Below are 15,303 nucleotides of genomic sequence, written 5' to 3'. Positions count from 1 at the left end.
ATTAAAATTTTTGGGGTGGCAGCGGTAGGTGCCGGCTGCAGGGTGACCTTAACCTTTCCCAGCTGCTGCCATCCACTGGGTTACCAAGTTGGCGGGTGCTACAAAAAGCACCTGTTTTTATAATTAATCACTTGCTGTGTTCCTTGAATGGTAAATTGGATAGTTTAGATATTTAATTATTTTTCTATCTTTTTTAATTAGGTACTCAATATCTACCTCAGTTTGATTTACAGAGATTTCCGTAGACAAAAACCTTTCGATGGTATCGTTGAAGTTGCCAGGTGTATACTTGGAATCTGTTTTCAGTATTCTGATCATCCTATGCGATTCAGAATCAGAATAAGCAAAGTTGGTCACGTAATCGGGAATGATAAAGGTTCCTTTTTCTGTGATTAATTTTATTTCCCTGGTATGTGAATTTTCTTTAATAAATTCAAGATCAGTCACCAAGGCATCTTGTATTGATTTATAATAATTTGCCTTTATGTAATTGCCCACTGCTAGAAAGAGCAAAATCATAATAATTGAAAACAATAAGAGGCATTCTTTTGGCCGTATTCCCAATCACCTTCGCCCCCTTTATAATAAATGGTTGACCGGCAGGATTGCTCAATATCTCCTGTTATTATCCATAAGCAAATATTACCATGTATGGTATCCTTATGGCTAATCTTTAAAAATGGTTTTCCAAATAAACAATAAAAAAAGCAACCATCCCTACAGATGATTGCTTTAAATATCAAATAAATGGAGCGGGTGATGGGAATCGAACCCACGTACCCGGCTTGGAAGGCCGGTGCTCTACCATTGAGCTACACCCGCACAACATTTTATTAGCTTTGCAACGTCATTTATTTTACTCTAAAAAACTTCCATTGTCAATACTTTTTCGTTCCCTCATCGGGCCGACTTCTATAGTTTAACATGGCCCGGCGATTAATGCAAGTGGGAGCTTTTTACAATTCATGTATAAAGGGCACAATGTCATCACCGTCAATTTCTATAATACCATAGGTTGAGCCTTTGATCCCTCTGGGTCTGGTAAGACTGCCGGGGTTAAACAGCAACACGCCCTGTTCAAATACAGATACCGGCACATGGGTGTGGCCATAAACCACTATGTCCACCTTTTCTTCCAGGGCATGGGTAATTAATTGCCGGTGAGAGGCCTTTACTCCGTACCTGTGGCCATGGGTAAGCCAGATTTTTTTGCCACCGGCCGTGATGAGAAGATCTTCCTTCTCATTGTCCCAATCACAATTACCCACCACAGCATATACCGGAACTTTTTTAGTTTTAGCCAGTTCGTTAGCATCTTGAAAGTGATCCCCGGCATGTAAAAGAATATCAATGTTGCCCATTTTGGTTAAGGCCAGTTTTGCCATTGCCACATCACCGTGGGTATCACTTAGCACCCCAATACGCACCTACCTAATCAACCCTTCTTTTATCCGTTCTAGTATTTGCACCGCCTTTTTTAAGGCAATTCCCCGGTGGCTGATCTTGTTCTTCTCTTCCATTGTCAATTCAGCAAAGGTTTTATCATATTGGGGCACATAAAACAAGGGATCGTAACCAAATCCACCGTCCCCCCTGGACTGTTCAAGGATAAACCCTGCACAGCTGCCATCAGCGGTATACATTTCACCTGCGGGAGTACATATTGCTATTACACAGCGAAATCTGGCCGTGCGCTTTTCCCACGGCAGGCCTTTTAACAGTTGCAGCAGTTTTTCATTGTTGGCGGCGTCATCCTTTGGTTCCCCGGCAAAGCGGGCGGAATGCACCCCCGGTTGACCGTTTAAAAAGTCCACCTCAAGGCCGGAGTCATCGGCAAGGGCCAGCAGACCGGTATACTCCGCTGCCTCCCGCGCCTTTTTTTGGGCATTGCTTTCAAAGCTATGGCCATCTTCCACTGTTTCCGGCATTTCCGGATAATCTGCCAGGGACAGTACTTCAATATTTAAATGGGCAAGCATTGTTTTTAGTTCTGTTAGTTTGCCTTGATTGCCACTGGCCAGCACCATTTTCAACATCTTATTTACCTCACCTTCCAACCCGCTCGGCCACTTCCCCCAATACCTCTTTTTGCACTTGGATGAGTTCCCTTATGCCAAACTCTGCATAATCCAACATGGTATCCAGGTCCCTGCGGGAAAAAGTGTCTTCTTCACCGGTACCCTGTATTTCCACAAAGTCCCCGGCACCGGTCATCACCACATTCATATCCACCTGGGCAATTGAGTCCTCAGAGTAGCAGAGATCGAGCAGCACCTGCCCCTTTACCCGCCCCACACTGACGGCAGCCACAAACTCTTTAACCGGAATTGTTTTAATTAATCCCTTTTCCAGCAGATGGTTAAGGGCGTCTATCAGCGCCACAAAGGCTCCGGTAATTGAAGCCGTCCTGGTGCCCCCATCGGCCTGAATAACATCACAGTCTAAGGTTATGGTGCGCTCACCCAGGGCTTTCAAATCTACCACCGAGCGCATGGCCCGCCCAATTAGCCGCTGGATTTCCATGGTGCGCCCACCCAACTTGCCCCTGGCCGCCTCGCGCACGGTGCGATTTCCGGTGGCCCTGGGCAGCATGGAATACTCGGCAGTTACCCAGCCCTGTTCTAATCCCTTAAGGAAGGGTGGTACCTTATCTTCCACCGATGCGGTACAAATAACCTTAGTGTCTCCCATTTCAATCAGCACTGAGCCCTCGGCATGTTTGATATAATTCCTGGTAAATTTTACCCGCCTCAATTGTTTCGGTTTTCTGCCGTCAACCCTTTGCAATGTTTTAGTCCTCCTTAAATTTTAATGACTCCGACCTCTTCTTTGCCTTGGTAATAAGGCGAAAACGGTTTGGGTGATCGGGGCTTTCGTCTTCCCTAACCGGCCCCACCAAACCCGCAATGGCATACATTTTATTGATGGGATCCCATTTAAACTCCTTAAGCAGCCTAAAATTTTCTATCTTCCCGGTGCAGCTCACGTGCAAACGGGGCCCGGTGCACTTAATAATTCTGTCTCCCACTTTAATATGTCTTTCATCAAGGTACTGCAGGGCAGCATTTTTGTTTATAATTTCCAAAACCCGTCTCTGCACCTCATCAAGATCTATATTTGGTTTTTCCCTGAACTCCAATACAAAGCCGTGTTTCATATCGTCGTGTTCCGAAGGTTCCGACAGGCCCATCTCCCGCAACACACAGCTGGTGATATCCTCTGCACTGTGGGCCATTTTCCGGTAAATAAGCGATTCAAAAACTATATCTGCTATTTCTTGGGGTTCAGGGCCAAAAATGCCCGGGCTGGTGACAATAACCTCTTCACCAATACCCACCAGTATATTGGCATTGTAAGTAAGGTGAGGATACAATAAATCAAAGTGCTCCACAACCACCCGCCGGTCATTTTCCATTGCTTTATCTACCGCTTCCGCTAACTCATAGGGTTGGGCAAAGGCTGTTTCAAAGCGTACATCTAAGTGGTAGGTATGGTAGCGGAAGTGGCCCCGCCTGGCATCTTCCAAAAGGGGCAAGGGCCGTAAATTGATGCCTTCATCATCGTTGGTAAGCTCCAAACCCGGAAACATCCCCCGTATAAGCAGGGACTTACCCGCCCCGGCATCGCCGATAAAACCGATCAATTTATCATGGGGGGTGAGGTATCTCTGGGCCAGGTCGGAACCCAGGTCCGTCAGCCTGTGCCGCCCCCGGGGAGCAAAATACACCGCATGCATCAAATATTCATGTACAATGTAAGGCATTAACAACACTCTCCCACCTACAAATTCTGTCCTCCGGACAGTTAAGGCCATTGCCTGCTTATATTTTCTATGTCTTTAAACCTCATACCTAACATCTTCCTTGGCCAAGGCCACAGGCCGGCCAAACCCCTCCGCTGCCTGGGTGCTCAATTTATTTAAGTCGTAAGGCGGATAAAAATGGGTAATTACCAGGCGCCGTACGCCGGCGTCCCTGGCCAGTTCACCGGCCTGCCGGGCGGTGAGGTGGCCCTTTTTAACAAATTCAATATCCTTATCCAATCCACTGGCCTCACACAGAAACAAATCCGCTCCCCGGGCCAGTTCCTCTAAAGCGGCGGTGCGGGCCGTATCCCCGGAAAAAACCATTTTGCTCTGGTTACATTCTACACTCACTGCGTAGGCCGGTAAAGGGTGAAGATTAAGGGCAAACTCCAACTGCATCATTCCCACCCGCGAGCGGCGCACCTGAAGGTCCTTGGATAGATGCACCAGGGGCAAATCTTCAATGGCATTTACTAAAAAAGCATCGGTTAACCCCGCCAATCGCTCATATTCCTCCTGCGGGCCCTTGGGCAAAAACAAGGCCAGCGGCCCGGTGCGTTCACCCCTGTCAATGGCCCCGGCAATGGCATGGCGAAGGCAAAACAAATCCATATAGTGATCGGGGTGCAGGTGGGTGATAATTACTGCCGCAAGGTTGCAAAAATCTGTATGACGGCATAGTTTACTAAAGCTGCCGTTGCCGGCCTCCAGCATCACCGCCGTTTCACCCTTTTGCAGCAGATACCCTGAACATGCACCGCCCGGCGCAGGGTAGGGCGCCCAGCAACCCAAGACGGTTAAGTACATATTATAATGCCCCCCTTCCCCTTTTAGACTTCTTTAAGGGCTGTAACTGCACAGCCAATACTGCCCACATACTGGGGATTTTCCGGTACTATAACCTCCACATCAAGTTCCTGCCTTATTATTTCCAACAGCGCCCGGTTTTGGGCCACTCCGCCGGTGAACACTATGGTGGGGCTGGCCAACTTTATTAGCATGGGCTTTACCCGCTTAAATATGGTGTAGTTTACCCCGGCAGCCAGTTGGGCGGTGGAGTAGCCTTCCACCACCTTGCCGATTAATTCGGTTTCACCAAAGATGGCGCAGGTTGAAGTTAAATCCACCGGGTCTTCATAGTGTCGGCTTAACTCCTCCATGTCAATATCTAACACTGCGGCCATGTTTTCCAGATACCGCCCCGTGCTGGCGGCACAGCGGTCGTTGGTTTCAAAGTCCATCATCCTACCCTTGCTTATTTTAACCACCTTGCTGTCCTGGCCGCCCAAATCAAGCAGGGTAAAATCCTTTAACCCGGTAAGATATACCGCCCCGGTCACGTGTGCCTTTATCTCGGGTATGTTTTTGGCATCCTTCAGGTTAATGGTTTGCCTGCCGTAGCCGGTACTCACCAACGACTTCAGTTCAATGGCGCCCAAGCCTAATCCTGCAAGATCCACCACCAACTGCCCATCTTCCAGGCGGCCGTGTTGGCGGTAAAAGGCCACGGTATCAAATTTATGTAAACTTAACCTTTCCTTTTCATCCATCAGCGCAACCTTCACATTTCTGCTGCCCAGGTCTATGCCTGCAAACATGGTGTCACCTCAACATTTCTATAAAAGCATCTAATCTCATCCGGGTACGGGCATCTAACTTGTTGGGTTTGTCCCCTTCCAGTGTAAGTATTGGCACATCCAAGCGCTGGCGCACTATCATATCCTCAATTTGCCGGTAGCAAAAGCTCTGGGCGTAATGAATTATGCCATCCAGCCGGCGCAGTTTAATTTGCTGCTGCACATCCTCTAAGCGGTAAAATATACCGTAAGGGTATGAATATAGGCGATACTGCTCCACCAAGTCATCAGTGTTAAAGGGCATGGTAAACTGGCGCTGGGTTTCATTATAAACAACCCGGGCACCCCGCTCCTCTAAGTAATGGTAAAGGTCATCCATAATTGGAGGCACCCCCATGTAGCCTATCCTTATTTGGGTTTCAATTTCGGGCATATCCGGCACCTTAGCCAAATACTCATCCAACTGCTGCCCAAAAAGCTCCGGATCCCCATTAAAGTCACTGCAGCTCACCTGATAAAGATGGTTATCCCAGCCGCTGATTTTATTCTGCTGCCAAGTCAGCCGGTCTAGTTCCCATACCCTCTGCCGCACCTTATTCAGCCTCTTTTGAGCATCCTTTACTTGCTGCCAGCTTACCCCCAGGGCCTCCATCAGTTTTTCTATCTGTAATTTTAATAAATCATAGTCCCTGTCAAAGGGAAAGGCAAAAGGAATCACCCGTACCCCGGCCAGCAAGAGCGTTTCCATAAGGGCGTGGGTGTTACTGCAGTCCCCCTGGGTCACCGCGATAACGGTGCCAATATCGTCATTTTGCATCACAGTGGAATACATCCCCTTGATCCAACTGCAAATGTTGCGGGGATAGCCGGCCAATTCTGCCTCTTCCACCAAGCCCTGGGGGTTGTGGTGATTGATAAAAACATTGTTTAAATCCACCGGCACCATGCCGGCGGCGTAAATAACCTCCACCGGTATGGTGGTTGTTAAACCGATTTTTTCCATGGCTGCTACACACCTTTGGCCTGCAACAGTACTTGCAGGCGGCTCATTTCGTTATAAACTACCATCATTGCATCGTCCACCGACATGCCCGGTTTTGCTAAAATCTGTTCGGGGCGGGTGGCCATGGCCACATGCACACACACCTGGGCTGAACGCTCGGTCTCGTTGCAGGTACCTCCCTGGTAGGCGCCCACTCCCTTTTCCTTTGCATAGAGTACCGCCTCAATGGTATTATTTATACCCCCTAAGTCAGGTGTTTTAATCTGTACCATGTCTCCGCTTCCGGCATCCACAAACCGGCGGATGTCATCCAGGGTGTTGCACCACTCGTCTGCCACCACTGCCACCTTAATGCCCTTGGCCTTTAAGCTTCGGCACAGCCGGGCCAGCGCATCTATCTGTCCTTCCTTACTGCCGACGTCAATGGGGCCTTCAATGCGCAGTTCAAAGGGGGCAGCTGCCTGCTCTAATTTCCCTAAATAATCGGCCATGGGCTCGATGCGGTCATTAAAGAGTTGACCGATGGTTCCGTAAACATCGATGTGAATAACCGGGCGATAATTGCCGTCCCCCAGCCTTTGCACCCGGCCCTTCAGCCAGCTTACGTATTCCAACAGTTTACCGCCGTCACGGCCCAGTTTTGTTTCTAAATTATTAATAAGCCCGTGGGGCAATACGTCTGCCCTTTTAATAATTGCCTTGTCTGCATTATCATATCTATCGTCCCCCGTCTGGGTAAAGATAGGTATCGGTTGTGAAGACAGGGGGGCCTTATACTCCTGGGCCACCACCTCTGCCATGGTAATTTTTTTGTTTTTGGCCACCGCATCCAGCAGGGCCTGGGTTAACCCGTAGCGAATGGCAGTGTGAAATTTTCTTCCGTCTGGCTGCCGCATCTGATCAAATTCTTCGGCCAGACTTTTAAATTCTCTTACATCCCTGCCCACCAGCCGGGGCGCCAATTGCTCTTCTATCACCGGTATAAAGTCCCTCGCCAAAAACAGCGGGTCTCTTCCGGCTGCACCGGAGTACTGCACCGCAGCACAGTCACCGTAGGCAACACTGCCGTCTTCCAAGAGCAGCATAATGGAAATGGATTCTCCCCGCTGGCGCACCGCACTGAAGCCCGCCGTTTGAGGCTCCCCAACAAGGGCAAATCCATCTGTGGTAACTCCTCTTTTTATTGCCCTTTGATCGTCAAAGTAAAATCCGGTCAATCCCGGAGAAGCCAACACCTGTACAATTTTCATCTATATTCACCTGGTTTCTATGTAATGTATGGGTGGACTCCACCGTCCACCCATCCGGTTTAAAACTAAACTTTCCTACTTCGGTTTTCCCACCAGCATGCCCTTACCGATGGCGTAGATGTCGTCTATCACCATTTGGAAACTGGGCTGCCTGCCCTCTATCCGGCCCCGTTCCTCAATCTTTTGCCGGTGAAAATCCGCAATTTCCCTGGTAAAAGGCAGGTTGCCAAAGTCCAGCAAGCGAACGGCCCCGTTGCTGTCCCGGGCCGGTAATAACCTGCCCAGATTTTGCCTGCTGGGGGCAAAGGGTACATCTAAAATACCGGCCTGAAAACACCGCACTGCACCTAAAGCCACATCATCTTCCCCGAACTCTATCACCTTATCCATTATGCAGCGCACTTCTTTAACAATAATATCCTTTTCCGCTTTCAGTTCTTCGCACTGGGGCAAACTTTGATCCCGCAGCATGTTTAGTATTTGTTTAGTGGCTTTAATGCCGGCGGCGTTAGCTTCCTTGGTGGGAACACCCATGGCCTCGTGGGGGGTCTTTACTATTACCTTGGTAGCCTTGGCAAGTGCTGCAGTGGCGGCACCCCAGCCAATTACCCCAAAGGCACTGCTCTCATCCTGGGGGAAGCCCCCCATCCATTGGTGGAAAACGGTGGATATGTGAACATCGTGATAACCAAACTTTTCTAAGTATTCTTGGGCCAATTCCTTCAAAGTGCTAATGGCGGCCACGTCCTGCACCAGGTTACCGCACTGCCCGTAACCCAGGGTTATGCTTTTTACCCCCTGCTCAGCGGCCAATAGGGCCTCAATAATTCCAATGCTGTGGGATATACTGGGGGGAACCAGTGTGCCGGTGAGCGGCCCAAAGGGTTCTCTATTTATTGTTACACCCTGTTCCTGGTAATAACCTATCAAGCGGTCCACGTACTGCCAATGGGTGATGGAACGTTCCAGGGTAACATCCTTAGCATAAGGAATATTATAGGAGATACCGCCCCCTTCAAAACTGGTGAATCCTCCGGCCAGCGTAATCTCCGCCAAAAGCCGGGCGTCAGGGGTACCATGGCGCACCTGTACCGGCACCTTCAGTGATTCAACCACCCGCCGGCATTGGGCCACCCCATGGTTTACTGCCGGAAAACCATTGAGCATTGAACGACCTTGAATGCGGCTTTCATCGATGCCCGCCTGGGCTTCATTGTAACGATTCTGCCGGGTGTAACTATCTATGGTGGTGGGTAGACAATCGGCCTCCCCCTCTTTTTCCAAGTACTGTAATAATTCAATATGTTCTTGCACCAAGGCTACCCCTGCCCGGGGTTGGGCCAAGGTTTGCCCCTCTGCCTCCGCTGTTTTCATCAACTCAGCAAAGCGCCGATTATGGGGAATTTGCTGTTGGTATTGAACCCCCTCTTCAAGGTCCACCTGCTGCCCGGTGGACCAGGTCTCCAACACCTGCCGGCGGATTTGCAGAAACTCATCCCATTCCATCTTTTTATTGGCCAGTTTCACCATAATCCTCTCCCTTAAAGCGTTATTAAGTGGTTTTTCATTATGCGCAGGGCCAACTCCGGTTCTACCTCTGCCAACAGCCCCATGGCAGCAAGTATATATTTCTCATCCAGTAACAGTGTGGGATCCTTAGGCTTTAGCACCGTTACATCGTCATCCTTAAATATGGCCCCCTGTAAAATTTCCTTTGGCTGCGGGTGGTTAACTATTACCCCGCCGGTACCAATGAGATAAGGGGTCTCTGTTAGGTCCTTTCCGTGCTGCACGTAACTGGCACCAAAGGGAGTCCAAACCACTTCCAAAGTCCCGGCATGGCGAGATGCCGCAACTTGTGCACATTGTACCGCCATTGCCGTTTCAATGCGCATCTCTTCTTCATCCTGAGGTATTTTTCTGTAGTCTTTGCTTATATCTTCAATGTACCTTTGTACCCGCTCTGCGGAAGCACCGCTGTACCCTTCCAATGTACCCGGCGGTACAGTCTCATAAAGGGCAGCGGCACTCACCCGCATGCCTAAATCGCCTTCCACCGTGCGCTTGGCATAGGGCTGAGGTAATCCTCGCAAACTTATCCCCGACTTGGTGGGCAAGCCCTGGGCCAGGGAATGCACATCGGTGGTGGCCCCACCTATATCCAGCAGCAAAATATCACCTAAACCCTGCTCACCTTTTGTACCCTTGGCCAATAGGTGAGCGGCGTTTAAAACTGCCGCAGGCGTGGGCATCAGTATCCTTTCAACAAAGCTTTCTGCCCGGTTTAAACCCTTTGCCACCACTATTTTATCTAAAAAGACCTGGCGAATCAGCCTCCGGGCCGGTATAACGTTAAGCTTGTCCAGCTCAGGCAGCACGTTTTCTGTCACCAAAACTTCCTTGCCGGCTTTAACCAGTATTTGCCTGGCGTCGTCGGCCACCACCTTGTTACCGGCCACAATAATGGTGGCCGATATCAAACTTTCGGCCAGCATGCGGGCGTTGTGCAGGATAACTTCCTTATTGCCCCCGTCGGTGCCGCCCGCCAGCAGCACAATTTCCGGCTTGGCCCCTTCTATTTCATTTATTTCTTGAATTGTTAATTCATGGGCATAAACACCCAGCACCCGGGCACCGGCCCCCAGGGCCGCCTGCTTTGCCGCTTCCACCGTCAGGTCCCTAATTAAACCTATGGCCACAATGCGCAAACCCCCTGCTGCACTGCTGCAGGCCAGTTTATATGTAAACTCCGCCTCTTTGGTACCCAATTGTGAGTATATTTCTTCCAGTGCAGCATTTAACCCATGCATGATGTCAGTATCAACCGTTGTGGGGGCTTCGGCACAGGCAGCCACAGTTTCTTTGGCTAAATCCACTGCACTTACTTTAGTGTAAGTACTGCCAAAGTCTATGAGCAAAGCTAAATTTGATTTCATAGTGACCACACCCCTATTTCAGCCCAAAGTCTTCCTTTAGGTCATCAATGGCTTCCTGGGGCATGGTACCCGGAGGATATACCCTATCAAAACCCATGTCCAAAAACTTTTTCTCCACTTCCTCCCAGTTCTGTTTGCCTACCACCAAGTTACCGCCAACATACAATTTAATATTGGTTAAACCGGCCTCTATGGTCTTCTCCCTCAAACCCCGGCAGTCAATTTCACCGTGGCCGTACAGTGATGATACCATAATGCAATCGGCATTGGTTTCTATGGCCGCATTGATAAATTCTTCCTGGGAAGCCATTACCCCAATATTTATCACATTAAATCCGGCTTCCGTGAGGGCATAGTGCAGTATTCGGTTGCCAACCGCATGCACATCTGCACCGATAACACCTAGCACAAGGGTAATTTTTTTGTCACCCATTAAACCCCTCCTCTATGCAGTAACTAAAAGATTAGTGTGATACTTTAAATGGATTAAGCATACTATAACTTTTCTCTAGCTTGCAAAATGTTCCTTCTTTTTATCCTAACATTTATACCTATTAGTATGTTAAAAGGGCTCAAATAAATTGAGCCCTCACAGTAGATCTTCAAGTTCACATTTTACAATGCAACCAATGGCCGCTATTTACCTTGAAAATAAGCATTAATACCGCGGGCAATGGCCTCTGCAACCTCCTGACGGAAGTTGCTGTCCCTTAACAGCCGTTCTTCCTCGGGGTTGCTGATGAAAGCCGTTTCCACCAACACCGAAGGCATATGGGACCCCCGCAGAACGGCAAAGTTAGCTTGAATAACCCCCTTGTCATCCAGTTTCAGCCCATGCACCATTTCCGTTTGAATACTGCGGGCCAGCCGCAGCCGGTCGTTCAACTGCTCCCTCAGCTCCGGCACATTGTCGGGGGCATAGTAGTAAGTACTTGTACCCCTAACGGCAGAATTAAGGTTAGCATTGGTATGAACGCTCACAAAAATATCTGCATTGGCCCTGTTGGCCATCCGGGGGCGCTCATGCAAGTCCACCGTAACATCAGAATTTCGACTCATCTCCACCCTTGCACCCTGCTCTTTCAACAGTGCCGCCAGCCGTTGAGAAATATCCAGTACAATTTCAGACTCCCAAAGGGCACGGCTATAGGCCGGTGCCCCAGGGTCATTTCCGCCATGGCCGGGGTCAATAAAAATCACCTTGTCCTGCACATAATCGCCCTGGGCAGCCAAGTATGCGTCTACAAATAAAGTTTTACCGTCATCGGATAAGCGGGTGCGGTAATGGGTTGGGCCTTTAAGCTCAAGCACCACCCTGGTAACCATTGGCTCGGTGCTAAATTGGCCCGTTCGGTAGCCGCTTACCGTTGAAGACTGAATGTTTTTTGACTCCGGCACATCCCCCAGGGCCACACCCTCAAGGTTAATTACCAATCGGCTGGGGTTGGTTAACAAAAAGGCATTGTAGTCAAACTTAGCATCGGCTTGGAGCGAAACGGTTGTGGTGTCACCTTTGTTTTCTATTCCAATGTCCTTTAAGCCGGCACCACCGCCGTCCTTTGCTTGGCCGTCATCTTTCCTGCCCTCTTCTTTGCCGGGCCCTTTATCATCTTCGGGGATTGGCAACCAAGCCAAGTCAAGGCTTTCACCCATAGGGCCGGAGGGCCCATTGGCAGGGGGTGCCGCATCATCTATTTTAGCCAACCAGTTAGCTACCCAGCCCTCTTTGCCGTTTGGCAACTGCACCTTGTACCATTGACCTTCTTCTGCCAACCGGTTCAGTCTTTCTCCCCTGTTAACCGTCTCCACTATACTGTGACCGGTGCCCGGGCCGCTGCGCACATTTACACCGTCACCGGTTAAGACCACATATTTGCCGGAGGAGGGGGCTTGCTGGGCCGGTGCCTGCTCCGGTTGGGATCTTCCTTCCACCCGTACCAGCCAACCTGCTATCCATGCCGGCTGACCCTTGCTGTCCTGCACCTGCAGCCAATGGCCCTCTTTTCCCAAAACCGGCAGCCGGTCTCCCTGTGCCACCTGGCCCGCTATGTCATGGCTTGTCCCCGGGCCTGACCTTAAATTAACCAGGGCATCCGTAACCACAGCCACTTGACCGGTGGCACCTGTGCCGTTTGCCGGTGTGGCCGTGCCTTCCAGCCGCACCAACCAACCGGCTATCCATGCCGACTGACCCTTGCTCTGTACCTGCAGCCAATCTCCTTCCTTGCCCAACACCGGCAGCCGGTCTCCCTGGGTCACCTGGCCCAGGGTAGAATGGCCGGTGCCCGGCCCCGATCTCAGGTTTACAGACGTTCCGGTAATCACCGCCGTTTGGCCTGTATTGGCCAAGGCCACCGCATTTGTAAGCTGCACCGGGGAAATATCGGCAGGCCCCAAAACACAAAGGGCTCCTAAGGCCGCAATGATCGAAGACTTAAACAGTTTTGTCAATAGTTTTTTATACATAACCACCAACCCCGTTATAATTTATAAGATACCATATATATAGACGAGAAAATTCTACAATTCGTTCCATTATTAAGCAATAACAGCAAATATTGCCCCCGGGGATAAGGTAAAAAAATCTTATTTTTATCTATTATCCTTAAATACTTGCTATTAGATTAAATTTATGGTACTCTACAGGAGCAGAAAAGGTGTGAACAACTGAAACAATTCGTTAGGCCTCTTTAAAATAGGTACACGAAGGTTTATATGTTATTCCGCTTTTTGTACAAATAATATTTTAGGAGGCCGATAAAAGATGCAAGGTAAAGTAAAATGGTTTAATGCTGAAAAGGGTTTTGGTTTTATTGAAACCGGAGAAGGTGAAGATGTTTTTGTGCACTTCTCTGCCATTCAAACCGAGGGCTTTAAAACCTTAGAAGAAGGACAAGAGGTAACCTTTGACGTGGTGGAAGGCACCCGTGGCCCACAGGCTGCTAACGTAGTACCTTTGTAAAAAACAAAAAGTGCAACTCCTAAAGGCGAGTTGCACTTTTTTTGTGCCAAAAAAGGCGGGAGGCAAGGCACTTAAGTTTACTGGCTGCTAATAATATACTCATCCCGCTCCAGGGTCTCCATTAAATTCAGGTGACCCCCCAATGACTCTATGCGCTGACCGTTAACCAAAATCTCCACCCTGTCCACCGAGGCAAACTGGGTTAAGGTGTTTACTATTGAGTAAACGGTAAGCATTTCACTGCTGGAACCGCCGGGGTGGTTTTCCTTGAGCTCTCCGGTGAAGTCCACCGTACATAAGCCGTCCCTGATATTTATGTCCCTTAGCTGGGTACCGGGAGGCAGGGTGGGCAGCAAACCGGAATTTGCCTCGGGCCCCTTGGCCAGTTCCTGCATTGTCACCCGGGCCAGTCCATCAACCTTTGGCACGTCTCTGTTTTGAGGCACCAAATACCCTTGATCGTTGGCAAAGAAGAGCACCACATTAACCTTGTCTACCATGTCTGAAAGCACCGTTACGCTGTCAGCTGTGGGCTCCTCCATAAGCGGTTCATCGGTGGGAGTGATTGTTATTGCTGTTTCCCCCTCCTCCCCACCTTTGCTTCCGCAGGCTGTCAAGCAAACCGCTAACATCAGCAGTGCCAAGATTGTTAAACACCGCCAAAGTATTTTTTTCTTCATAATCATCCCCCCTAAATAAGATTACCAATATATTCTATGCACCCAATTCTTTAATTATTACCATTTATTGTTAATGAATAATCCGGGGCACAGTAAGCAATAATTTATGATATTGGAGGGATGTTTAACAATGAGACCGCTACTAAATATATTTGCAATAATCACCTTTGTGATAACAGTTTCTGCCACAGCCCTGTGCAGCCCAAAGGCGTCACAGGCGGAAAACTACCACCACTGCTGGTTAGACTGCCAGCAAAACCAGGCATTGATGCTGCAGCAGCCATATATGACGGGCCCGGAGGTCTCAATACTGCAGCTGGAATTGTTTGAGTTGGGTTATTACCAAGGGATAATTGACGGGGTATATGGGCCCAAAACAGCCCAGGTTGTGGAAGATTTTCAACGGGCTAAAAACTTAGAACCCACCGGTGTCGTAGATGCAGACACCTGGAATAAATTAGCCGAACACCTGGAGCGGCCGGTTTCAACCGAAAATATTCCTCCCCCTAAAGGAGACCTTGCCATTGTTGTGGATGTGGTCAACCGTACCCTCACAGTGATGGAAGACGGTGAACCATACCATCAATTTCATGTGGCCGCAGGTAAGCCAAAAACCCCCAGTCCGGTGGGTACCTGGCATGTAACCCGGAAGGCCAAGAACTGGGGGACAGGATTTGGTACCCGCTGGATAGGGTTGAACGTAAACTGGGGGGTATACGGCATTCACGGCACCAACAAGCCCGGCTCCATCGGCAGCTACGCAAGCCATGGCTGCATCAGAATGCACAACCACAAGGTGGAACAATTATATCCCTGGGTGGAGCCAAATACACCGGTTTATATCGTGGGCAACCCCTTTGGCGTACCCGGCCATACCCACCGCACCCTATGCAGAGGAGAACGGGGATCTGATGTGGTTGTGGTTCAGGATTATTTAAAAAGGCATGGCTATTATCAGCAAGAGGTGGACGGAATTTTTGGCGGGGGTATGGAGCAGGCAGTGCTGGACTTTCGTGCCGACCACAACCTGCCCAGGGACAATCAGGTGGATTATGAGATGTACAAGGCAATGAAATTGTAAAACAAGGAA

16 protein-coding genes and 1 tRNA gene are annotated in these 15,303 nt (G+C 49.4%); 2 read left to right on the top strand and 15 right to left on the bottom strand.

Features of this window, described 5'->3' with window-relative positions; translation table 11 throughout:
* Positions 1–123: 123 nt before the first annotated feature.
* From BR02_RS0100180 to BR02_RS14605, 14 genes are all read right to left on the bottom strand, one after another.
* Positions 124–564: a hypothetical protein gene (locus BR02_RS0100180; RefSeq protein ID WP_031513062.1), complete on the bottom strand. Its 441-nt coding sequence runs from the start codon at positions 562–564 to the stop codon at positions 124–126.
* Positions 565–748: 184 nt separating this feature from the next.
* Positions 749–822 (bottom strand) — tRNA-Gly (locus BR02_RS0100175).
* 134 nt (positions 823–956) lie between these two features.
* Positions 957–1,427 (bottom strand): metallophosphoesterase, encoded by a 471-nt coding sequence (locus BR02_RS0100170; RefSeq protein WP_031513061.1) that lies wholly within the window; start codon positions 1,425–1,427, stop codon positions 957–959.
* A complete protein-coding gene (locus BR02_RS0100165) occupies positions 1,428–2,033 on the bottom strand; it encodes an XTP/dITP diphosphatase (RefSeq protein WP_031513059.1) in 606 nt (201 codons plus the stop codon). It lies immediately after the preceding gene.
* Between the two features lie 13 nt (positions 2,034–2,046).
* The gene (gene rph / locus BR02_RS0100160) at positions 2,047–2,787 is read right to left on the bottom strand and encodes a ribonuclease PH (protein WP_031513057.1); all 741 of its coding nucleotides are present in this window, start codon (positions 2,785–2,787) and stop codon (positions 2,047–2,049) included.
* 4 nt (positions 2,788–2,791) lie between these two features.
* Complete coding sequence (locus tag BR02_RS0100155; RefSeq protein WP_031513055.1) at positions 2,792–3,763, bottom strand: hypothetical protein; 972 nt, start codon at positions 3,761–3,763, stop codon at positions 2,792–2,794.
* 75 nt (positions 3,764–3,838) lie between these two features.
* The gene (locus BR02_RS0100150; protein ID WP_031513053.1) at positions 3,839–4,612 is read right to left on the bottom strand and encodes an MBL fold metallo-hydrolase; all 774 of its coding nucleotides are present in this window, start codon (positions 4,610–4,612) and stop codon (positions 3,839–3,841) included.
* Between the two features lie 23 nt (positions 4,613–4,635).
* Positions 4,636–5,403, bottom strand: coding sequence for an acyl-CoA dehydratase activase (locus BR02_RS0100145; protein WP_031513051.1), 768 nt, complete (start codon positions 5,401–5,403; stop codon positions 4,636–4,638).
* Positions 5,404–5,407: 4 nt separating this feature from the next.
* Positions 5,408–6,385 carry a 2-hydroxyacyl-CoA dehydratase family protein gene (locus BR02_RS0100140; protein WP_031513049.1) on the bottom strand — a complete coding sequence of 326 codons (978 nt, stop codon included), beginning with the start codon at positions 6,383–6,385 and terminating at the stop codon, positions 5,408–5,410.
* Positions 6,386–6,390: 5 nt separating this feature from the next.
* Positions 6,391–7,635 (bottom strand): methylaspartate ammonia-lyase, encoded by a 1,245-nt coding sequence (locus tag BR02_RS0100135; protein WP_031513047.1) that lies wholly within the window; start codon positions 7,633–7,635, stop codon positions 6,391–6,393.
* A gap of 75 nt (positions 7,636–7,710) precedes the next feature.
* Positions 7,711–9,162 carry a methylaspartate mutase subunit E gene (locus BR02_RS0100130; RefSeq protein ID WP_031513045.1) on the bottom strand — a complete coding sequence of 484 codons (1,452 nt, stop codon included), beginning with the start codon at positions 9,160–9,162 and terminating at the stop codon, positions 7,711–7,713.
* Between the two features lie 14 nt (positions 9,163–9,176).
* Positions 9,177–10,571, bottom strand: a complete 1,395-nt coding sequence (gene glmL / locus BR02_RS0100125; protein ID WP_031513043.1) for a methylaspartate mutase accessory protein GlmL — start codon at positions 10,569–10,571, stop codon at positions 9,177–9,179.
* A gap of 13 nt (positions 10,572–10,584) precedes the next feature.
* Positions 10,585–11,004 (bottom strand): methylaspartate mutase subunit S, encoded by a 420-nt coding sequence (gene glmS, locus BR02_RS0100120; RefSeq protein ID WP_031513041.1) that lies wholly within the window; start codon positions 11,002–11,004, stop codon positions 10,585–10,587.
* A 203-nt stretch (positions 11,005–11,207) separates the two neighbouring features.
* Positions 11,208–13,037 carry an N-acetylmuramoyl-L-alanine amidase gene (locus tag BR02_RS14605; protein WP_051688031.1) on the bottom strand — a complete coding sequence of 610 codons (1,830 nt, stop codon included), beginning with the start codon at positions 13,035–13,037 and terminating at the stop codon, positions 11,208–11,210.
* Between the two features lie 298 nt (positions 13,038–13,335).
* Here BR02_RS14605 and BR02_RS0100110 point away from each other — a divergent pair, with 298 nt between their 5' ends.
* Entirely contained in the window at positions 13,336–13,533 is a 198-nt protein-coding gene (locus BR02_RS0100110; RefSeq protein WP_031513037.1) for a cold shock domain-containing protein, read from the top strand.
* 77 nt (positions 13,534–13,610) lie between these two features.
* On the opposite strand, the gene BR02_RS0100105 is transcribed toward BR02_RS0100110, so the two are convergent.
* Positions 13,611–14,213, bottom strand: a complete 603-nt coding sequence (locus BR02_RS0100105) for a GerMN domain-containing protein (RefSeq protein WP_051688030.1) — start codon at positions 14,211–14,213, stop codon at positions 13,611–13,613.
* 130 nt (positions 14,214–14,343) lie between these two features.
* Between BR02_RS0100105 and BR02_RS0100100 the strand changes: the two genes are divergently transcribed.
* A complete protein-coding gene (locus BR02_RS0100100) occupies positions 14,344–15,294 on the top strand; it encodes a L,D-transpeptidase family protein (RefSeq protein WP_031513033.1) in 951 nt (316 codons plus the stop codon).
* The last annotated feature ends 9 nt before the right edge of the window (positions 15,295–15,303 follow it).

The organism is Desulfofalx alkaliphila DSM 12257 (assembly GCF_000711975.1).
GTDB lineage: Bacteria > Bacillota > Desulfotomaculia > Desulfotomaculales > Desulfohalotomaculaceae > Desulfofalx > Desulfofalx alkaliphila.
The sequence above is the reverse complement of the archived record's forward strand: the minus strand, read 5'-3'. Positions and strand labels throughout refer to the sequence as shown.

Excerpts from the sequence above, each read along its gene's own strand:
- BR02_RS0100155 (WP_031513055.1), bottom strand. The coding sequence starts at position 3,763 with ATGCCTTACATTGTACATGAATATTTGATGCATGCGGTGTATTTTGCT.
- BR02_RS0100150 (WP_031513053.1), bottom strand. The coding sequence starts at position 4,612 with ATGTACTTAACCGTCTTGGGTTGCTGGGCGCCCTACCCTGCGCCGGGC.
- BR02_RS0100145 (WP_031513051.1), bottom strand. The coding sequence starts at position 5,403 with ATGTTTGCAGGCATAGACCTGGGCAGCAGAAATGTGAAGGTTGCGCTG.
- BR02_RS0100140 (WP_031513049.1), bottom strand. The coding sequence starts at position 6,385 with ATGGAAAAAATCGGTTTAACAACCACCATACCGGTGGAGGTTATTTAC.
- BR02_RS0100135 (WP_031513047.1), bottom strand. The coding sequence starts at position 7,635 with ATGAAAATTGTACAGGTGTTGGCTTCTCCGGGATTGACCGGATTTTAC.
- glmL (WP_031513043.1), bottom strand. The coding sequence starts at position 10,571 with ATGAAATCAAATTTAGCTTTGCTCATAGACTTTGGCAGTACTTACACT.
- glmS (WP_031513041.1), bottom strand. The coding sequence starts at position 11,004 with ATGGGTGACAAAAAAATTACCCTTGTGCTAGGTGTTATCGGTGCAGAT.
- BR02_RS14605 (WP_051688031.1), bottom strand. The coding sequence starts at position 13,037 with ATGTATAAAAAACTATTGACAAAACTGTTTAAGTCTTCGATCATTGCG.
- BR02_RS0100110 (WP_031513037.1), top strand. The coding sequence starts at position 13,336 with ATGCAAGGTAAAGTAAAATGGTTTAATGCTGAAAAGGGTTTTGGTTTT.
- BR02_RS0100105 (WP_051688030.1), bottom strand. The coding sequence starts at position 14,213 with ATGAAGAAAAAAATACTTTGGCGGTGTTTAACAATCTTGGCACTGCTG.
- BR02_RS0100100 (WP_031513033.1), top strand. The coding sequence starts at position 14,344 with ATGAGACCGCTACTAAATATATTTGCAATAATCACCTTTGTGATAACA.